Consider the following 21,076-nt stretch of genomic DNA (forward strand, 5'->3'; position numbering starts at 1 on the left):
CACCCACCCCGCGAGGCCGAAACGCTCCGACAGGCGGCAGCGTTCTGAGCCACTCCCCCGGCACGATCTTGAGGAGTATGTAAATGGCGAAGCAGTCTGCGCTGGTCAGAGGGGACAGCATGGCGATGAAGGAGGCCATGGACAGCCTCGACAGTTCCCTCCCTCCAAACAGGGAAGCCGTACGCGGGCCCTACTGGAAGATGGCGGAGCAATGGAATCGCGCTCTCGCGGGTGGTGACCTGTTCAAGGTCACAGAGCGTCCGGGCAAAGACGAGTTGGACACCGCCTGGCGCGGGGTCGAAGCACATGACGCCCTGCTGCGCAGCAGTCCGCAGTGGGGTCCGCTGTGGAGGCAGGTTCAGGAGATAGGCGAGGTGACGGAGCGGTGGCAGCGCAGCACCCAGGCGATCCTGCAACCCGCCTGGAAGGGCCACATAGAGGGCAATCCGGGCTGGGAGAGGCTCTGGGCCCACACAGAGCAGAAATCCAGTGCCGCCCGCGCCGCCCTGTCCGCCAAGCTCGCCGACCTGGTGGAGCAGAAAGACCCCAAGAACACGGAGACGGCCGATGCCGTCGCTGCGTTGCGGGAGTTCAGCCGTACGGCGGCGGGATACAGCCAGCGCACCCGGGAGGAGCTGCCCCTTCCCACCGCGACGGAAACAACACTGAACCCCTACCCCGGATACGGGCCGCACCGAGGGGCGGTGTGGGAGGCAGAAGACGGGCAGCTGATCAGGGAGGAGGTCAGGGCGGGAGGCGAACGCGTCGTCGAGGCGTTCAAACCGTGGTTCTGGGCCGAGATGGTCCAGATCCCTCTCCTGGAGGAGTCGAAAGGCGGGCCGGAGCAGCCGAAAACCGAGCACCAGGCGCTGGTCTCGGATGCTCTCCAGGCATTCACCGATCAGTGGGAGAACGGTCCTTCCACCGACCTGATGGAGGGGCTCAGCGAAGGGAAGCTCTGGTCCGGCCTCCTGCAACGCCGACCCAGCCATTTCGTGGACTGGGTCGACCGGGCGAAGGAGGGCGCGGAGTGGCACGGCATGATGGCAGGCCGCGCCTATGAGCTGGTGGAGTTGACCCGTGCGGCCAATCTCGAGGAACCGGGCTCCTACTCGACCGACGACATCGCGTTGCTGAAAAACTTCGGCGACACCCTCCACGCCCACGCTGAGCGGCTCGGCCGCACCATGCCGCCTGGGAACAATCCGGACGCGGAGCCTTACGCGACGCCGCACGAGGCGGGGGAAGCCCACCGGTCACTGGCCGGGCAGCTCAACGCCTGGCGGGACAGCGAGATGGGCCAGGACCTGATGAACAACCCCCGTCGTCCCCGGAGCGAGGCCGTGGCCGAGCTGGTCGACGCCGTGAATGCGCAGTTGGCGTTCTCGGTGCGGGAGACGAAGGCCGACGGAGAGGAGGTGGCCCGAGGCGGGGCGTACGACTATGACCAGTGGGAAGCCAGCTACCGGGTGCTCAGGGTCGCGAAAGCCGCGCAGGGGGTGCTGGACGAAGCCGCGGATGACGTTGTGTGGGGTAACCCCCCGCGCAACCACTCGGGGAAGGACAAGGAACAGCTCCGCAAGGTGGTGGCAACCGCGACCAGTAACGCCGCGCGGCTGAACCGGGCTCCCATTTCGCGGTCGGTCTTCACGCAGACCGGCCAGGCTGCCGAGAAGCCCGGATCGCAGGCCCGCCGCCCCTCGGCGAGCGCCGAGCCGGCCGCCGGGAGGCGCGAGCGCGCGCCGGAAGTGCGGCAGACACAGACAGCGAACGGGCAAAGGCCATCGCGGCGACAGCCTCCCCAGCAGCGTGGGCAACAGCAGCAGCGGCAGCAAAGTCCACAGTCCCGGAAGCCTTCGCAGGGGCAGCGTCCACGGCATCACCGCGTTCCCGGTTACGGACCGGCCAAAGGGGCGGCGCATAACGCGGCCCAGAAGCAGGAAACCATGGAAGAGGCCGGGAGGGCGTCTCGGCACGTCGACAAACTGATCGACAACTGGGACTTCAGTGGTCTGTCCAAAAGGATCCAGAGTGCCAACCTCCCGGCCTTGAGTGACCTCAAGGCCCTTCAGGAGGCATGTAAGAAGCGCCCGTCAGCCGACACACAGGAATTCCGGCAGGCAGCGGAACGCTACGGACAGATCGCCCGGAGGGCACATCTGCTCGGTGAACAGCTCCGCCGTGCCCATCGGGACTATCCTCGTGCTTTCTCGCCACAGGACATCGAAGACATCAGGAAGCTGAATGCTGTGGCCGACGGCAGCCACGATCATGCGGTTCGGCTGGCCCGCACCCGGCCGCCGGGGAACAATCCGGACGCGCGCCCGTACGAATCACCGCAGATGAGGCGGAGAGGCGAGAAGGAGATGGAAAGGCGGTGGGCCGCCTTCAGAGGAAGCGTCTGGGGCAAATGGCTGCTCAACGGCGATCCGCAGGAACCCGCCGTGAAGCAGCTCGTTTCCGCTTGGGAGCGCCGGAAGCATCAGCCCAACGACGACTGGACGCTCGCAGGAAGAATGGGAAATGTCGCCCGGGCGGCGGATCGCCTACTCAAAGAGTATGCCGAGACCGCATCCCGCCACCCTCGTATCGCGGAAGGCATGGAAAAGCTCAGTAGGATCGCGGAGGGCGCGCCGAAATACGCCGCGCGACTGGAACAGGGAGAGCTGCCGACTTCGGTAATCCCAGTGAATCCGCGGGAGAGCCGGGAGAAGAGGTGGGGAGAGAGCCGGACGGAAGGCCGGCCCGCTGCCACGTCTACTCCACAGGCACAGCAAGCAGCAAGGGCCAGCGGGCCGGCGACGGCCGCGAGGCAGGCGCCGACGCAACCGGCGCGTCCGGCAGCTCCGATGGTCGCCGGACCGGCGGCGCAGGCGCCCAGGAGGGCGGCCCGGGTGTGACCCGGATCGTGCCGGGTGCGGGCCGGGAGCCCGCACCCGGCACCCCGGCTCAGCGCCCGCGGGCCGACCGCGCCCGCACGGGCTGGGTGGTCTGCGCAGGCTGGGCGGCCTTTCCGTATCCGGCGGCGGTGGTCTGCTTCGGCGGCGTCGGCAGCAGGCCCTCGCGCCGTGCTCTGGTGAGCTCCTTCGCGCGCTCACGTTCGGGGAGAGTGGCGCGGCGGCGTTGTTCGGTGACGAGCGTGGCCACGAAGTTGCTGGTGCGGTTGGCGTCGCCGATGGCGAGGGAGGCGAGGTCGTCGTACTGTGCCGCCTTCCTCGTGTCGCCCCGCTGTTCGTGTTCCCCCCGGAGCTTGAGGAAGCGGAACGCGTCCTGCCGGGCCTTGTGCCGGTGACGCATTCCGTTGACCATCATGGCCTCCAGCGTGCCGTCGCCGTGACCTACCAGTTCATTCGCGCCAGACACTTTGCCCCAGCGCTTGGCGGCGGGCTGCTCGCGGGCTCGGAGGGCCGACTCGAAGACCCAGTCCACGTCCCACTTCCTGGCGCCGACGTTCTCGACGATTCTCTGCAGCACTCTGCGGTCGGCAGGCTGCGTGGCTTCCTTGGTGGCGAGCCGGGAGGCCCTCGCCACCACCCGCAGCGCCTCCTCGTAGCCGAGTTCCCGCTTGTACTCGGTCCCGACAGCCTCCGCCGGGGTCCGCTCGCCGGACCGCATCCGGGGGGTGTCCAGGATCGTGCCGTCTCCCCGGAAAAGATCGACAGTGACGCCGAGTTCTGCGGCGAGACGAGCGCTCGTGGCCAGAGTGCCCGCTGCGGAGGAGGACGGCTCCTGCGACGAGTGCCCCTCGATGCGGGCTTCGATGCGGGCTTCGAGTGCGTTGACCTCTCTCACGTCCTCCTGCGCCACCACCCCCACGAAGTGGACGTGAAAGCCGTTCTCCTGGAAGTCGACCATGTCCTTGACCAGTGCCTCCGGATCACGGGCATCAGTGAGCAGCACGGTGCTGACCTGGCTGGTGAGGGCGTACTCGGTGGCCACCAGGTGCTTCTCCTCCACGCTGCGCGCTCTGGATGCCCGCACGGCGTTGTGAGCCGGGTCGCCCGGCGGGTACGCGCCTCCGAGAGTGACGACGCCGGCGCCGCCGGAGAGATGACGCGTCGCCATGCCGCAGACCGCTTGGGCACCGCTTCCGTCATCGCCGGCGACGACGACCAGGACCGGCTGGTCGGGTCTGGACGGCGTGATGCGGAGCGAGGAGGGAGCCGGCTGCTGTGTCGAAACCGCAGCGTCCGCAGCGGCCGCTCTGGCCTCCAAGGAGGCAGGCCCGGTCTCGGCGCGGTCCACGACGCCTTGGCCGTATTCCTGTATGAGCCGGGATGTCTCGTGCTGGAGTCTGGCCGCCTCGATACAGGTGCTGACGTTCCGCGCCGTGCCGTCCCCCAGTACGTCCGCGACAGCGCTGCGCGGCACCACCTTCTCCTCGTCGAGCAGGGCGAGCGCCTGCTGCCGCAGGTCCGCCGCCCACCCCGGTGACGGGTTCTCCGGCACGGTGCCCGGCTGGGCCGCCAGCACGGCGTCGAAGATCTTCGCGTCGTTGGGTGCGGTGAAGTGATAGCGGGTGATTCCCGCCCGCACGGTGTCCTGCACGAGTTCGGGGTTCCACCACAGCCGCCGCAGCAGCTGCCGTTGGAAGCCGGTGCCCACCGCAACTGCGGCCTCTGCACCGGCTGCGTAGTTCCCCTCTTCGGCCACCGTCCCGCTCCCCGTCTTCTCACTACTGCTCACTGCCGCCGACCGGCTCCGCCTCTTCCCGAGCCAGCGCGGCCAGCCGGGACGCCCGTTGCTCGAGCGCGGCGATCAGCGCCGCCTGCTCGGTATCCGCCGGATCGAGCGGGACGTAACGATCCACACGGGTGATCCACCACCGGCCGTCCAGAGTGACTGCCGCGCCGTCCGGTGCCAGAGAGTGTGCCCTGCCCTCGGCCAGGGCGTCGTGCAGGGGACGAACCGTCGCGTAGTCGTCAATGATCTGTGAACAGAAGGCACATACCGCGTCGACCGCGTCGCGGTTGTCCGGATGTATGGCCGCGCGCCACCCGGATATCCGGCGGCTGACAGCCAACCACCGCTCACCCTCTGCACCCCCCGCACCAAACGGTGAGGCATCAAACTCCATCCGGGCGGCACAAATCTTCTGAGCCTGGTCCATCAGAGCGCACATGGCGTCGAAAGCACCGATTGACAGCACATGCCATCCGCCGGGTGGGAACTCATCTATTTGTGCATTTTGTGCCGTAGTCACGCCACTCCTCAGCACACGCTGACCCGATTTTCCAGCGGGCCCATTCTAGTGAGGTGGAGGGGCCCGGAAAGCGGTGAACGGTCAAACCAGATCGACGCGAACTCAACGGTAGGCACTGGGCATTCCACCCGACTGGTCACACACTGACGGTGGACGAATAAACTGACCGCAGGGGACGGGAACCACTCGGCCCAGGCCGGCCGTCAGACCAGTCACCCACCCATACGCTTCAATCGGCTCCCCGAACCCACCGGGATCGGGCGGTACCGGTCCCCGCCGGATACGGGTGACTGTGCGCGCCGAGGAAATCTGAAGAACCTCTATGGCGCTCCCTGGACCGCTCGGGATATCCCTGGCAAAGAACCCATCGAACCGCCACAATCCGCTGGAGGCCGCTGATGTCTGAGTACACGCTGGAAAGTCTGGACGACGGCGGACTGGAGCATCCGGGTTCGTTGTGGCCGGAGCTGCCGGAGCTGGAGGAGGAGTCGGCTGCCTACGGCTGGGTGTGGGCGGCGATGACGCCCGCCGAGCGCCGCGCGAAGATGCGGGAGCTGGCCGAATGGGTGACATGGCTGCGCACCACCTTCGAACTGCACAACCAGATCCCTCAGTGCTGGTACCGACACCCCCCGGTCCGCGAACACCTGACAGCCCTGTACGCCGCCTGGGTACGCACCTACTGCCAGCCCACCCCCGGCCGGGACCTGGCGGAGATCGAATGGATCTCCACCCTCCACGGCTTCCTCCCCCGCCTGCAGGTCGCCAGCTGCGCCAACGGCACCCACCACGAGGCGCCGCCGCGGCCAGCCGAACGCCCGGAGGCCCAGGACGAATTCGAGGACTACCTCACCGCATCCCACTTCGGCACGGCCGACCCCACGCACCCCGCCGAGGCGGAGGCACTGCGGCAGGCCACCGAGATATAGCCGCTGTCACCGTGGGGCGCCGCCGTGAAGACGGCGGCGTTCGGCAGAGCGGCGCAGGCACTCCTGAAGGCCCAGCCCCAGGGCACCTTCACGGCGGCGGACACGGCCATGCTCCGGGCGGTGGCGGAGCGCGATGACCCACGCCGCACGGATCGCCGCGATCTCCGAGTCGCGTCTGCCGAAGGACCCGACCAAGCACCGCACCCCCGTGCCCCGGAGCCGAAACGGCGGGCCCAGGCACCGGCCCAGCAGCCGCAGGTCATGCAGCCGCAGCAGCGCAGGCCGGCGACCAGAAGATGAGAGAGCGGGTGCCGGATACAGACATTGGGCCTGTATCCGGCACCCGCTCCCCGCCGGCGCCCGGCGTCGGCTCACCCGCGGACGGGTGCCTTGACCCGCGGCGGCGGCGCGACGCCGATGCCGGTGCGCGCGGCCGGCGGCGGCTGCACCCGGCTCGCACGGCGGGCGGATGCCTGCAGCTCCGCCTGGCGCTGCCCCGGTGACAGGCCCGCCCGGCGGCGCTCCTCGCCCAGGATGTCGATTACCAGGCCCTTGCTGGCCTGGGCCCGTTCCTGGGCTTCCTGCGACTTGTCATAGAAGCGTTGCGCTTCCTTCGGCTTGTTCTGCTTGCTGAGTTCATCGCCCTGCTTGTACGCGCTGTAGGCGTCCTGCTGGGCTTTCTGGTAGCGCTGCATGCCGCTTTCCAACATGCTCTCCAGCTCGAGGTCGGTGCTTGCGGCCAGCGGGCCGGCGGCCCGGGCTCGGCGGCCCGCACCCCACCGCGGCCCCTTGGACTCCTCGGGGAGACGGACAGCCGCCTCCATCGTCCACCGCCAGTCCCCCGCATGCTGCCGACCGGCTTCCAGAGCGGCTTCCTGGATCACCATCTGAACCTGCGGGTTCGTGGTCCTGGCGGCGAGCCGGGCCGCCTTCGCCGCGGCCCGCAGCCCCGTCTTGCTGTCCCACTCACGCCCAGCCACGCCCGCTACGACCTGCGAAGGGGACTGCTTTCCGTCCCGCAGCGCGGCCGAGGCTACAGCGGTGCCGTCCGGGCGGAAGACCCGCACGTTGGCGCCCATCGCCGCGGCGCGGTCGGCGCACTCCCCCAGCCGGTTCGGCGCCAGCTCGGTGACCTGCCGCACGGAGCGGCGTCCGATGAGCTGGGTCTCCAGGGAGTTGAGCTTGCGCATCGCCTCCGGTGTCGCCACGGCGGCGAACTCGACGCGGTAGCCGGCCTGCTGGAAACGCTCCAAGTCGGCGGCGAGGGCCTGCGGGTCGCGGGCGTCGGTGTGCAGGACGGCGTTGGCGCCGCGTTCGATGGTGTGCTGGGCTGCCACCAGGTGCCGTTCCTCTGGCCCGCGCGCCCCGGACTCCTGGATGATGGTCTGATAGGCGGGGTGATCGGCTTGGTATTCGTGACCCAGATGGACCACGGGGCCACGACGGGCCAGCTGCTCGTGCACGAGCAGGGAGACACCGCCGGTACCGCTGCCCTCCGCCCCGGCGACGACTGCCACGACCGGCTGGTCCGGGGGGTCGGCGGGAGGCTGGGGGTAGGAGGGCTGCGGAGGCAACGCCCGGTCCACGGTGTCCCCCGCTTTGTCCAGGGAGACATCCGGGTGAGCGCGTGCGTTGTGTTCCTGGACGGCCCGGCGCGTCGCGGCTTGCCGGGTGAGGGCTTCGACACAAGAGGAGAGCGGGACCTGTAGGGAGACGTCCTGCACACCTTCCAGATGAGACAGCCGTACTCCGGCTTCTTCCAGATGCTCCCTCACCAGATCCCCGCGCCGCGCCCACCAGCCTTCGACGAACTCGTCGCGGGCAGGCGCGGGGTGCTCCTCGTGGGTCTGCACCAAGGCTCGGAAGATTTCCCCGTCACTCGGATTCCCGAAGTCCTCGGGTGTGAGTTTCCCCAGGACCTCCGGTATCCGCTCAGGTTGAAACCACAGCTCTCCCAGCAGTTGCCCCGCGTAGTCCTGGGGGAAGAAGAGGCTGCCGACCCGCTCGTTCTCTTCCCCCGCCATTACCGCTCCCCGTCTTCGCTGCTGCCTTGCCGGGCTGCCACGTCCGGTTCCGTATCCGTCTGCGCGAGCCGGTTCAGCTCGGCGGCCTGCCGCTCGAAGGCGGCGATCAGGGCGGCCTGATCGGTGTCCGCGGGATCGAGGGGGACGTAGCGGTCGCCTCTGGCGATCCACCAGCGGTCCTCGAAGGAGATCGCCGCGCCCTCCGGGGTCAGGGAGAGGGCCCTGCCGTCGGCGAGAGCCTCGTGCAGGGGGCGCACCGTGGCGTAGTCGTCGACGACCTGGGCGCAGTAGGCGTGCGCAGCCTCGATCGCCTCGTGGTCGTCCGGTCGGATCGACGTACGCCAGCCGGTGATGCGGCGGCTGACGCTCAGCCAGCGCCGGCGCTCCCGCTCCCCCGGCCCCAACCGGGAGCCCGCGTGTTCCATACGGGCGGTACAGACCCGCTGGGCCTGGTCCATCGCCGCCAGGAGGGTGTCGAAGGCACCCGCTGCGAGCTCGTCCCAGCCGCCGGGCCGGATCTCGTCGAGTAGTGATTCAGATGTCGCAGTCACGCCGCTCCCTCGTTGTAAAGCCGTCGTCGCTGCCGGCGGCCTCAGACTACTGATCTACTGCAGGCCAAGTGACCGAACAGGCTTGTGAACAGCCACGGTTAGACCCCGACTTCGTCACAGCGCCACCTCGGGGCTCCGACCCCTTCGCCGGGAGAGTTCATCTCCCGGGATCGCGGCAACGTCACCTCCCTTGGCGAGGCCCGTTCCGGCGGGGGGAATCCGGGCGCTGCTGAGGTGCCGGTGAGGGTGCGGGACGCTGCTGCGGGCGGGCGGACTGCTGCTCCCGGGCGGCCCGCTCGGCCGCGCGCCTGCTCTCGGGAAGAGTGGCCCGCGCACTGCCCTCGCTGCGCAGCGCGGCGGCCTGCTCGCGGAGCTGACGGGAGCGTTCGCGCATCCGCCGGGCCTCGGTGGCGGCGGCCTGCGCGTCCTCGCTCGCGGTCGTCCGCGCCCGGTCGAGAGCCGCGTCGAAGGTGCCCCCTGCCTCCTGCCAGTCGTTGAGGAGCTGCTCGTGGCGGGCGGGTTCCCCGGCAGTGACAGCGGCCTGGTCGCGGTGCCGTTCAGCTCTGGCTAGCTCCTCCGCCAGCCGGACCGCCTGCTCCTCCAGCCGATGCAGATGCTCTTCCAGAGAGGTCCGCTCCGCTCCGCGTACCGCGGGCAGGCCCATGCGGTGCGTCGCCGCCAGGCGGGCTGCGGACTCCCGGCGATGGGCGGCGTTCTCCGCTGCTTTCCGACGGGTCGTCTCGGCCTGCCGCTGGGCTTCGCGCCACTGGGTGATGGCTTCGGCGCGGGCCGACTGGGCCGAGATCCGCTGCTCGATCCGGCCGCCGGGGACCGCTTCGGCGGTCAGCCGCTGCGCCTGCGACTCGTACTCGCCGGCGCTGCTGTCGGCAGTCCGCGCCGCCTCCAGCGCACGGCGGTGTGCCTCACGCAGCTGGGTGTCGGTGAGCCGTCCGTGGGGCCTCTGCTGCCAGGGAGGCACCGTGCGATCCTGAGCGGTCTGCTCCGGCTCCGGGTCTCCGCGCAAGGTCCGGCGGGCCAGCTCCCGACGGGCATCCGAGCCACGCTGAACCTGTGCCCGGTCCTCGAGCAGGCTGGGCGCGAGTTCGGTGAGAGTCTCCTCTGCCTCGGCGATCAGCCGCTCCTGGGCGGCGGCCTTCTCCTGGGCACGGGAGACATGCTCGGCCAGCTCGCGGGTACGTTCTTCCCGCTCGGGTGTGGACTCGGCCTTGCTCAGTGCCTGGGCGCGGTTGGCGGCATCCTGGGCGGCCTGCCGGGCCGCGTCGCGGGCGGTCTGCGCCTCGTGGAGCACGGCGAGGGCGTCCTCCACCCGCTGCACCCGGTCGGCGCTGCGCCGCCCGCGCTGATCCACGCGGTGCAGCGCTTCGCTCGCCGTCTGGCCCTGCTGTTGCGTCGGGACAGAGGTGGCCGGGCCGGCCCGGAGGGCGGCGATCGCGGCCGCGGCGGCATCGTAGTCGGCGGCGGCCATGGGGTCGGCCGGGCGCTCTCCCAGAGCGACGGTCTCGTGGCCGTACTCCCACAGTTCGCGGTAGGCCGAGACGGCGGATGCGGCCCGGTCCCACAGCTCGCGGGACGCTTCATCGGTGCCCGGGCGGGGACCGATGGCCCCGAGCCATGCCGGGGGCCGGGCAGCCAGTTGCCCGACATCCGGGGCGGTGGCGGAAGGAGGCTGCGCGGCGCGCCACACTCCGCGCAGTGCGGCGTCCATGCCCTCGGCGGAGGGGGCTGGACCGGTGGGGGCGGGGCCGTCATGTTTGGCGAGGTCGCGGTAGACGGCAGCGGCGGTGAGCCGCTCGCGCCACGTCTTCGCCTCCTGCTCGTCCGTGGGACGCGGGCCGTATGCGGCGGCCCATCCCTGGCCCGCTTCGGCATCCAGCTGGGCGGCCTCGCCGAGCTGAACAGCTCTCTCCCGGGCAGCGGTGGCCAGAGCCCGGGCGGCCTGGACGGTCTGCGCATCATCGCCCGGCGCGGCGTCCGGCACCAGCAGACCGAGCGCCGCCAACGGGTCGCCGCTCGGCTCCGGAACCAGGGTGAGCATCTGCGGAGCCGTGGCCGGGCGCGGGGTGTCCTGCGCACGCTCGAAGACGTGCGGGGTCCCTTCATCCGGGTCGACGGCGAGGGCGTTCCGGGCGTGCACGACGGCGGCGATGTCACGCACCGGCCTGCCGTCACTGTCGAGGAAGTTCCGCTGGCTCCAAGTCGTCTCCAGCAGCCGATCGGTGTCGAATCCGTCCTCGGCCAGCCGCTCCAGCTGGGCGCGCAGAGCGGGCCAGGCGGGGGCCGATATCAGCTGCTGCGCGGCGGGCTCGCCGAGCAGGTCGGCGACAGCACGACGGGCTCTGTCGTCGGCGATCTGATCGAGCACGAAAGCAAGCCTGGCGGTGTGCGTACGCACCGAGCGGGCGGCTTCCTGGCTGCGCCGGGCGGTCATGGTGGCCGACTGCTGGGTGCCGTCGCGGCGCAGTACGGACTGCCACACCTGGCGCTCGGTCGACCGCTCGCCCGGCGCGCCGGTCTCCGGGTCCGGCGAGGTGTGGGTGATCAGGTAGACGAAGTTCGCCAGGCGCCCACGGGTGAGCGAGGGATAGGCGCCGTTGCGGTCCATGGAGCTGTCCCACAGCGCGTGCCCCGTGTCGACCGTCAGCCCTTGGGCGCGGTCCTTGGTGACCGCGTAACCCAACTCGACCGCTTCGGATACGTAGGAAGCGGGCAGGGTGATGCGGCGGCCGGTGCGGTCGTGCACGGCCGTCAGGTTGCCGTCGTCCTCGACGGCGTCCACCGTCCAGGTGTCTCCGTTGCGCACCCACTGGCGGCCGTCGTGCGTGCGCAGTCTGCGGTCGTTGGCGCGGGTGACGATCCGGTCTCCGGCGCCTGCCCGGTTGCCGTCACTCAGGTCCGTCTCGGTGCTGGTGTCGACCTCGCCGCGGTCCGCGAGATCGCCGCGGGCACGCTCGTTCAGCTGCGCGACGAGTGCGTTGCTGGAGGCGATCATGACCGAGTTCAGTCCGTCGCCGACGTCCCGCTGCCAGGCGGTGTAGACGGCGTCGAGCATGCCGTCGGCACTGCCGTGCGCGACCCGGCCACGCTGCGCATACGCGTCGAAGGAGGCGTCCGCGTCACCGCGCGAGAGCGCCGTCGCCGCCTCGATCTCCCAGGTGCGCATGGTCTTGTCGGCGTCCCGGAACCGGCGTACTTCCGACAGGTACTGCGCACCAGCGTCGGCCTCGACCAGGGCGAGCGCACCCCCCACACCGGGGGAGCCCAGCTGGCGCGGATCGCCCACCAGCAGCAGCCGTCCGCCGACCGCCTCGACCTGCGCGGCGAGCGCGTGCAGGTCCGGCGTGGATGCCTGGCCCGCCTCGTCGACGATGACGATCTGGCCAGGTTGCAGCGACCACTGGGAACCGCCGTTCCGCTCGCTCATATAGCGCCAGCGGGCGATGTTCTCCGCCCGGATGCCGGCCTCTTCCCCCAGATTGTCGGCCTGCACCTGGCCGCCGGCCAGGCCCAGGACCGGCAGGTCGTGCTCGTCCGCCGCTTCCCGAACCAGCCGCATGATGGTGGTCTTCCCGGTGCCCGCGGGGCCGATGATCGCGCCCACACGGACATCCGAGCCCAGCACGTTCCGCACCACCTGGCGCTGCTCCGTGCTGGGCTGGAAACCACGCTCCTCGTCTCCTGCGGCGAGGGCGGCGTCGACCTCCTGAGGCGTCAGGGTGCGCACCGGAGCGGGCCGGGTCGCGGCTTCCACCAGGTCCCGCTCGGCCGCCAGCAATCCGTGCGAGGTGAAGACCTGACCGGTGGCGACCGGCTCGAAAACAGAGCCGCCGTCCGCCCGTCGGAAGCGCTCCGGAAGCGTCACCGCGTCCGGAGCGTCCAGCCGCGCGCACAGATCCGGATCGAGCAACGCGTCGGTGGCCCGCTCCACCGTCTGCGCGAACGCCGCGTCGTCCAACCGCACATGCCAGCCCGTTTCCACGAGCTGCCGGTAGACCTCGGCAGCCGCGTTCGAGCGGGTCCACTGCGCACGCTGCCCCTCCAGGACCCGCAGCGCCCTCCCAGGGATCCCGGTCAGCGGAACCTCCGCCTCCACCGCATCTCCCGCCTGCTTCCGGGAGACCTCAGCCGCATGCTGCAGCAGCGCCTCAGGGCGCTGGACACCTAGCTCCCGGACCTGCTCGATCCACCTGCCGCGCTCCTCCTCGACGGTAGACCGCTGCTTGGCGGGACGGGCACTGAGAGTGGCGGCCTGCGCCAGCTTGTACTCCTCCGCACGGGTGGGCTCGCGTCCTTCCCTGGCCCTGAAGTCACGGGTCATCGAAGCCAGCTCGGTCTCGGTGCTCCGACGGCGCTGCGAGAAGGTGTGGACCGCCTCCTCGCTCACCCCGAGGAACTCCCGAACCGGGCGGCGCGCGAGACGGATCGAGTCCTGCCGGGCCTGTGCGAGAACCCCGAACTCCGTTGCCATCCCCCGCTCCACCTCTGCGGTGTACAGCTCGGAGAACTCCACCAGACGGGCATGCAGCGGCCGTGCGTCCAAGGCCAACCACCGCCCGTCCTCGGTGCGGACCTTCGAGCTGATCTCCAGATGCCGGTGGAAATCCGGGTCACCGGCGCGGGAGCTCCGGTGGGAGAAGACCGCACCGATGAACCCCCGGCCGGGCACCTGGACCTGAGACGCCGGCGTCGGCCCCACGCGGGTCCAGCACACCTCACTCTCCAGGCGCGCGAAGACCTTCTCGAACGCCGCACGCTCCACCGCATCCAGCCGAGCGCGCTGCTCGTCGTCGGCCGTCGCCCACAACATCGAGAAGCTCTTGACGGGTGAGAGGACCATCTCCCATCCCGCGCGCGCGGTGCGGTTCCCCTCTCTGTCGGCCTTGGCCTGCAGCTGGTGGCGACGCGCCTCGGTCGCCTTCGGTTCCGCCGCCAGATACTTCGCGAACAGCTCGTCGGCGGGCGTGTAGCGGGGCCACGCGCGGCCCATCCGCTTACCGCTGACCGGATCTACAGCGTCCTTGAAGACCGCGTCCGCGTCCTCCTGGGTGACTCTTCCCGACAGACCGACCGCAGCCGCCTCCGCGCCGATCCACTCACCGGGAGTGTCCCCGCCTTCGGCCCACTGCTCGGTCAGCTGTCGCTGCCCGGCCTCCACGTCGTCGCCGGAGACAGATCGCATCAGGTAGTCGATACCGGACCCCGCCGATATCGGATGCAGAGTGATCACCGGCAGCCCCCGTACCGCGCCGCATGTACGTACTGCGGCAGCTCGGAAGAGTCAGCCAGGCCGGTCATGACAGCAGTTCACAGCAGCGGGAGGCGAATAGCAAGAGGTGTGATTGAAAATTGAGATCCTGGGTGTCAGTAAGTCCTCGGCTCCGTCGAGGACTTACTGACACCCAGGATCTTCCTCGTCTGTGACAGCCATGCGACATCGCAGCCTCTTGTGGCGGACAAGCGGTTCGGGGAGCATCTGCGGACATGACGTCACGACACAACGAACGCCTCCAGGAACGGCGCCAGGCCCTGCGCGAGCAGCACAAGCGCGAACTGGAGGAGGCCAAGCGGCGCCAGGCCGCCCAGCTCACCTCGATCACCGCCTACGACCAGCGCATGGCCAAACTGGACGACGCCCGCCGCGACGTGGCGGCGGCCGTCGCCGAGGCGGTCGCCGCCTTCGGCGGCCGGCGCGACGCCGCCGCCGCCCTCGGCCTGACCTCGGCCGAAGTGCGGGACTACCTCAACACGCACGCGGAGCACGCAGCGCCCGCCCAGGCGACCGAGCGCGAGCCGGCAGGCCGGGCCGCGGTGCCGGAACAGCGGACGGCGGAGGAACGGTCGGTGCCGGCTGACGAGCCGTGGGCATCGGCGGAGCACACCCCCGCAGAGCGCGCCACGCGCGCGCCGGCCGATCCGGCCGGGGAACCTGTCCCGGTGTCGGCACCCACGCCGGACGCGCCGACCGCGGAATCTGCCTGACGAGTACGCCCCGCGAACGACGCGCCCTCACACACGAAAGGCCCTGGGGCCGCCGGGTGTACCGGCGGCCCCAGGGCCGGTCACTGAGCCGCGTGGCGAACTCGCGTCCGACTAGTCGTCGGAATCTTCGGTGCGGTTGTCCACGCCGCCGGAGATCTCTTCGACCTCCTGCATGATGTCGTTCACGTGGTCCTCCGACTCCTTGTATTCCCTCGGGTCACCCATGATGTGCTCCTTCTCGACGGTGCCGGGCGGTGCCTCCGTCGTGCGGGAGGGGGTCCGTGGTGGGCCCTGCCCGGCGCAGCCGATCCGCCCCAGGGGTGGCGTGGGGGCAAACACGCACTTGGTTTGCGGCCACGCCACCCCCAGGGCAGGCTGCAAGCGACGGGCAGGACCTCCACGGGCCCCCTCCCACGACGGAGCCACCACCGACGCACCACAGAGAGAGGGGAAGGACGATGACGCGGAGAGGAAGGCCCGCGGCCGAAACGTCGGAACGCGGTGGAGAGGGAACGATGAAGCCGCCCAGCAGTCCGGGCGGGACAGCAGGCTGGGACTCGCCGGTGCCATCACGCTGTAGCGGGCAGCCCGCCTCATATCCATGAAAGAGGCCCCGGTGCCGCGAGAGCGGCACCGGGGCCTGACCGGCAGAGGCGGGACGACCGCCTCAGTAGGTGGTATCAGCGGCGCCCGCTGCCCTGGCAGTTCGGGCAGGTCTGCCACTCCACCGACTGGTACGGCTCACCGTCCGCACCGCAATGGTTGACGGTGACCATCACCTTGCCGTTGTTGCAACCACAGGGCTGGGCTGCCGACGCGTCTTCAGCACTCATGGTGCACTCCAATCGACGTGCCAGGCGGTGTCTCCGTCATGTGGGAGGGGGTCCGTGGTGGGCCCTGCCCGGCGCAGCCGATCCGCCCCAGGGGTGGCGTGGGGGCAAACACGCACTTGGTTTGCGGCCACCACACCCCTGGGGCAGGCTGCAAGCAGCGGGCAGGACCTCCACGGCCCCCTCCCTCAACGGAGGCAGCACCGACGCACCATCGACAAGAGGCACAGGATGAACGAGTAGAACGGCCAGCCAACGGCGACGCCGCACGTGTGTCAGTCGAGAAGCGGCCCGTTGCGCAACGACTGAAGCCTGGAACAGGTGAGATGACGCAGCGCTGCCCGTCGGCGAGCGGCCATAGGTCATGGCGAAGGCGCCCGGGTACCGCCGCTTGGGCGGTACCCGGGCCACTGGTGTGTGGGGCTAGTCCGACCGCTTGTGCGGACTCGGACACACCCACTTGAAGCCGAGGATCTTGATCTTCGTGCTGCCACAGATGCCGCAGGTAGGTGCCTTGCTCATGTCTGCCTCTTCCCTTCGTATAGGCCGGGAAGGTAGGAACCGCTCTGTCCGCGGTCCGAAGTGGTTTTCCCTGCCCGACGCGACCCGGCCGCACTGCGCTGGGGCGGGAGGCAACCGGGTGAGGAACGAGTCCGGTTGCCTCCCGTCTCGGCGCAGTGCAGCCTCAAAGCGTCGGGCAGGGAAAACCACCCGGAGCACAGGCACGGCGGTCCCAGAGATAGGCCGAAAACGGCGGGGCGGAAGGCGGCATTCCGCGCTCAGCAGACGGCCCCAGCCTCGAGCGAAGCCGGATCCGCAGATACGGCAGGACAGTCCGCCTAGCCCGCGCCATGCGGCGAACGAAGTACGCGCAGAAGGCCCGGTGCCCGTCGTAGTACAACAGCACCGAGGATCTCGGTCGCTCAACGCCTCATCGTGCAGCCAAGCATCGGAATGCGCTGTCTGCGCGCCCGAGTTCCCTTGCCTGATGCGAGCCGATCGCCTGAGGAGGAGAAGCTGCCGTACCGGAACAGGTGTACCGGATGCTCCCCGGCGGCGTGACGCGACGCCGAGTAGTCGGTTCACCGGTCTGCGTGGGTCGTGGAACGCCTTCAGGATCAGAGGAGGAAAGAGTGGGTCGACATGAGGACCGGCCTCCGCAACGGCGTCACTCGTCCGCACCGGCACAGGAAGAACGGCCCAGGCGCCCGAAGGCACCCGGGCCGACACCGACCGGTCAGGCAGTCGGCCGTTGCCCGCGGAACGGGGCAACGGCCGAACGCTCAGACCACCGGCTCCTCCACCGGAGCCTCCGCCATCGGATGGTCCTCCCGGATCTCCGGGGTGAGCGCACGCATCTCCTTGCGGAGCACCGTGCCCTGAGTCGCCAGGAAGTACAGGACCGCAGCCACGATCAGCGGCACGGTCAGTCCGAACCGGTCCACGAGCCCCCCCGCGAGGAGACCGCCGATGACGCCTCCCGCCCTGGCAGTCGAACCGCTGATCGCGGTGACCCGCATACGGAACTTCTCGGGCGGCCACTGGTAGACGATCCGCCCTACCACCGCGAAGGGAAACGCTCCGGCGAACCCGGCGGAGGCCCAGGAGACCACGACGACCCACGTCGGTGCGTTCAGAGCCAGTACGAGCGGCTGGGGAACGATCAGGAGATACCCCACGGACATAAGCACAGCGGGCCGCACCCGCTCGACCAGATACACGGCGGCGATGCTCCCTGCGAGCCCCGCGAACGCAGCCGCACTGAAGAGCAAAGCGATCACTGGTGCTTCCTTGCCGGTCTCGCGAGCCCACATGGGCAGGAACACACCGGCCATAGGCGCGACGAGGAACTCCATGGAGCACAGCATCAATTGCAGCCTGATCAGCACCCTCGCCCTGCGGAAGTAGCCGATCCCTTCACCGAGGCTCCGCCAGTACCCGAGCTTGCCCTCGCTCAGGTGCACCTTCGGCTCCATGCCGTGCGGCAACGCCAGACCGACGATCAAGGTATCCGCAGCGAACAGCGCAGCCGCCACTACCAGTGCGACCGCCGGCATCGGCACCAGAAACCCACCGAGCAGAGCCCCGAGCACCAGGCTCGCGGTCGTCGTCATCGTAGCCAGGCTGATGCCGCGTTTCGGCTCGACACCAACATGCCGCGCCGCCGCAGGAGCCAGTCCCTTCTTCGCCGCGAGAGCCGCACCGCTCGATGCACTCGAAACCGCCAGCAGCACCAGCAGCACCGGGAAGGACAGCGCGTTCATGGCGACGAGCGCGGCGATCGCTACGAACGCAAGCGTCTGAATCCCGGTGCCGATCCACGATGTCCGCCGCAGTCCGAAGCGGTCCACCACGGGCCCGGCCAAGAACCTCACCACGACGCCCGGAAACACCTCGGCGGCGAAGGCACTCCCCGCATGACTCCCACTACCGGTCGTGGAGACCACGAACCACGGCACGATGATCGTGAGCATCCAGTAGCCCATGCTCCCCGTGAGCGTCGAGGTGAGCACCCACGTCAGCGGAGCGAACTGCCGTGCCCGCGACCACCGCAAGGCCAAGTCCTTACGTGACATGACCATGACACCTCCTGTGTCAGAGGAGGCTCGGAACCCAGAAAACGGGTCCCGATGCCCCGCCGGGAACGTCCCGGCGGGGGGCCACGGACAGGTGCTGGAGGTACCGGGGTGCGGCGCAGCAAGCCCCGGTACCTCCAGCACCTGTCAAGCTCTCTTGCCGGGATGTTCTCGGCGGGGCATCGGGACCCCCACCCCAGCCGCCCACTCGGACTCGCAACCACAGACCTTGATCAATCCAGCAAGGGGCAGCCGTCGATACAGGACATGGACGAGTCCGCATAAGACGCAGCCGAGTTCTCCGACTCCGCCAACACGCGATGCTCAGGACAGCAGGGCACTCCCCCACGTCCGACCGGACAACCTCACATCCGAGCACCCGACCGCCTGCACGCTCACCCCCGGCTCCCGACCCGAGACGTCACAGGCACCCCTACCGCCGACGACTCACGCCGGCAGCAACCTCTCCAGCACGCCTCACAGACAGCCACGTCGACCAACCGACCCCGTCCAGCAGCAGCTGCGCAACACTCACGAGCACACTGGCGCCACGACAGACGACAGTCGACCGACCCGCACAGAGGACGTCCCCGCCGCCCCCTTTCCGCACCGCCCGCACTCGCGCATCGACACGCGAACGTACGAACACCGTCCGCCGCCGCTACCCCCTCGCCCGTCTCAGAAGCGCGATACCCCGCGGGTGGAGACACACAGGCGACCCCGGCGAACCACCGAGCCGTGAGACCGTTTGGGCGACCCGCGACCGCCACTCCCCCACTGGCCGTCACCTGCCGCGGCCTCCTCGGGGTTGTGGGCTGAGAAACGAGAAGCGTCCACCCACAGTCCGCGCGGACCGGGCCACGAAGGCGGGGTGCGGGCCCGGCCTCCTCACGCACGACGTACACGCCCAGGCCCCTGCCTCACGTCGAAACCGGACCGACGAGTCAGCCCAGCAGCACCCGAGCCCCTCACCCAAGCTCACACACAGGTGGGGCCTCGGCGCCACCCTGCGGCACCGAGGCCCCACCGATCAGTCAGCCGCCGCCCACCGAAGCGGGCAGCGGCCTCAGCCCGTGGGCTCCTTCACCAGGCCCGTCTCCGGGACCTTCGCAGACACCCCCGGGGGGAGCGCCCGGAAGCGCTTGGAGAGCACCGTGCTCTGCGTCACGGCCATGAACACCGCCGCGCAGGGAAGCAGCGCGCCCAGCCCGAAAGCGGTCACAGCCACCGGGAGAACGAGCGGCCCGAAGGCACTCCCCGACCTCTGGAAGGAGCCCATGACCGACATGGTGCGCGTCCGGAACTCCGCACTGGCCACCTGGTACTTCACCTTCTCCGCCTCCGCATAGGCGAAGGAGCCGCAGAAGCCGGCAGCGAACCAGATCGCCTTGACCCAGGACAGCGGCACGTCCACACCCAGCGCGACCGAGCCCAGCGCGATCATCTGCAGCGCGATCATGGGGTACGTCACCGAAACGATCAGCCAGGGGCGGACCTTATCGCCCACCCGGATCGCGACGAGGCTTCCCACGAAGCCTGCAACCGCTGCCAAGGTGACGATCACCGGGATCTCGCCAGCAGCGACGCCGACCTTATCGGCCCAGGCCGGCAGCATCACACCGTTCAGGGGAGCGTTCAGGAACTCGACGGTGAAGAGCATCACAGCCACCCTGGACAGCAGGTCGTGCTTGCGGACGTACTTCACACCCGCACCCTGGCTCTTCCAGTAGCCGGCCTCACCCGCCGCGCGTCCTGCCGGGGCAGGAGCCGGCGCCATCTCCCGCGGCATCGCCAGGATGAACAGTACGTTCGCCACGAACAGCGCCGCGGAGACCAGCAGAGCCACCATGGGCAACGACCCCAGGAACGAACCGAGCGACAGACCGGCCGCCTGGCCACCAATGAGCACCGCCGCGTTGAAGCTGACACCGACGCTCTCACGCACACCGACGTACGAAGCCGCCCGCGGAACCAGGTTGTCCTTGGCCAGGGTGCCCGCGCCTCCGACCCCGCCGAGCAGCGCGAGGAGAGCGAACAAGACCGGGAAGGACAGCGAGTCCGTCCAGAAGAGCACCGCGATCACAGCCACGACAACCGCCTCGATCGCGGCGGCCCACGCCCCGATCCGCCGCAGGCCCAATCGCTCCGCGTTCGGCCCCACCAGGAACCGGACCATGAACGCGAACCCCAGGATCGCGAAGATGACCGACCCCGCCTGGCTCATGCTGCCAGTAGTGGCGAACACGAAGAGGGGCATGCTCATGACCAACGCAAACTCAGCGAGGCCACCCGCCAACACGGCGCCCAGCGCCATACCGAAAGGCGTGAAGTGCCCTGCGTTCACAAGCCGCAGGCGCAAGCCGTTCCACGTAGACACGGCTGGTACCTCCCAACTCCATCAGGAGCGGGGACCTGCATCACAGGCCCCTGTGCTCCGCCGGGAGCGTCCCGGCATGGGAGGCCCGGACAGATGCCGGAGGTACCGGGGTGCGGCGCAGCAAGCCCCGGTGCCTCCGGGATCTGTCAAGCTCTCTTGCCGGGTCGCTTCAGGCGGGGCACCGGGGCCTGACGCGCCCACGGGATACATGGATCTGGGAGTTGCGGCAGCGGACCTTGATGGCCCGGGAAAGAAGCTGTCCCGGACATGAACCGGCTACGAACCGAGTTCAGGACAGACGAAATGACCTGCCCGCCGTCACGCCCCGACGACGGCTCAGGACCAGAGAAAGAACATCCCCGCAACCGACCGGACACGATCCCCCACGCCCCCGCGCACCTGCCCGATCACCACCTCACCGGCCCGGCCCGGCCCGGCCCACGACGTCACCGCGCCACCCTGGCCGCCGATGAACAACAGCAGCAGCCAGCAGCAGCACCCGCCGGGGGGCACACCCTCACACCACAGCCACCACAACCCGCGCCAAACCAACCCAGCGCTGACGGCACCCACACAGCACGGCACACTG

General features: G+C 69.6%; 11 protein-coding genes. 3 read left to right on the forward strand and 8 right to left on the reverse strand.

All coding sequences use genetic code 11. The annotated features are described in order from the left end of the window. The first annotated feature begins 83 nt into the window (after nucleotides 1-83). On the forward strand, nucleotides 84-2,900 hold the full coding sequence (locus P2424_RS30020) for a hypothetical protein (RefSeq protein ID WP_276479200.1): 2,817 nt from the start codon (nucleotides 84-86) through the stop codon (nucleotides 2,898-2,900). Nucleotides 2,901-2,949: 49 nt separating this feature from the next. Here P2424_RS30020 and P2424_RS30025 read toward each other — a convergent pair whose 3' ends face one another. Then, nucleotides 2,950-4,686 carry a hypothetical protein gene (locus P2424_RS30025; protein ID WP_276479201.1) on the reverse strand — a complete coding sequence of 579 codons (1,737 nt, stop codon included), beginning with the start codon at nucleotides 4,684-4,686 and terminating at the stop codon, nucleotides 2,950-2,952. Continuing rightward, nucleotides 4,676-5,203, reverse strand: a complete 528-nt coding sequence (locus P2424_RS30030; RefSeq protein WP_276479202.1) for a hypothetical protein — start codon at nucleotides 5,201-5,203, stop codon at nucleotides 4,676-4,678. The genes P2424_RS30025 and P2424_RS30030 overlap by 11 nt, the downstream gene beginning before the upstream one ends. 398 nt (nucleotides 5,204-5,601) lie before the next feature. On the opposite strand from P2424_RS30030, the gene P2424_RS30035 reads away from it, so the two are divergent. Next, nucleotides 5,602-6,132 carry a hypothetical protein gene (locus P2424_RS30035; RefSeq protein WP_276479203.1) on the forward strand — a complete coding sequence of 177 codons (531 nt, stop codon included), beginning with the start codon at nucleotides 5,602-5,604 and terminating at the stop codon, nucleotides 6,130-6,132. 371 nt (nucleotides 6,133-6,503) lie between these two features. Here P2424_RS30035 and P2424_RS30040 read toward each other — a convergent pair whose 3' ends face one another. From P2424_RS30040 to mobF, 3 genes are all read right to left on the reverse strand, one after another. Further along, nucleotides 6,504-8,156 (reverse strand): zeta toxin family protein, encoded by a 1,653-nt coding sequence (locus P2424_RS30040; protein WP_276479204.1) that lies wholly within the window; start codon nucleotides 8,154-8,156, stop codon nucleotides 6,504-6,506. Continuing rightward, nucleotides 8,156-8,707, reverse strand: coding sequence for a hypothetical protein (locus P2424_RS30045; protein ID WP_276479205.1), 552 nt, complete (start codon nucleotides 8,705-8,707; stop codon nucleotides 8,156-8,158). Before P2424_RS30045 ends, P2424_RS30040 begins: the two co-directional genes overlap by 1 nt. A gap of 181 nt (nucleotides 8,708-8,888) precedes the next feature. Continuing rightward, the gene (mobF, locus tag P2424_RS30050) at nucleotides 8,889-13,952 is read right to left on the reverse strand and encodes a MobF family relaxase (protein WP_276479206.1); all 5,064 of its coding nucleotides are present in this window, start codon (nucleotides 13,950-13,952) and stop codon (nucleotides 8,889-8,891) included. Nucleotides 13,953-14,206: 254 nt separating this feature from the next. Here mobF and P2424_RS30055 point away from each other — a divergent pair, with 254 nt between their 5' ends. Further along, nucleotides 14,207-14,704 carry a hypothetical protein gene (locus P2424_RS30055; RefSeq protein WP_276479207.1) on the forward strand — a complete coding sequence of 166 codons (498 nt, stop codon included), beginning with the start codon at nucleotides 14,207-14,209 and terminating at the stop codon, nucleotides 14,702-14,704. Nucleotides 14,705-15,384: 680 nt separating this feature from the next. Here P2424_RS30055 and P2424_RS30060 read toward each other — a convergent pair. The 3 genes from P2424_RS30060 to P2424_RS30070 all read right to left on the reverse strand — a co-directional run bounded on the left by P2424_RS30060 (nucleotide 15,385) and on the right by P2424_RS30070 (nucleotide 20,487). Then, on the reverse strand, nucleotides 15,385-15,537 hold the full coding sequence (locus tag P2424_RS30060; RefSeq protein ID WP_276479208.1) for a hypothetical protein: 153 nt from the start codon (nucleotides 15,535-15,537) through the stop codon (nucleotides 15,385-15,387). Nucleotides 15,538-16,817: 1,280 nt separating this feature from the next. Beyond that, entirely contained in the window at nucleotides 16,818-18,110 is a 1,293-nt protein-coding gene (locus tag P2424_RS30065) for an MFS transporter (RefSeq protein ID WP_276479209.1), read from the reverse strand. Nucleotides 18,111-19,176: 1,066 nt separating this feature from the next. Then, entirely contained in the window at nucleotides 19,177-20,487 is a 1,311-nt protein-coding gene (locus tag P2424_RS30070) for an MFS transporter (RefSeq protein ID WP_276479210.1), read from the reverse strand. Nucleotides 20,488-21,076 lie beyond the last annotated feature (589 nt).

This window comes from Streptomyces sp. WMMB303, from assembly GCF_029351045.1.
In the GTDB taxonomy this organism is placed as follows: domain Bacteria; phylum Actinomycetota; class Actinomycetes; order Streptomycetales; family Streptomycetaceae; genus Streptomyces.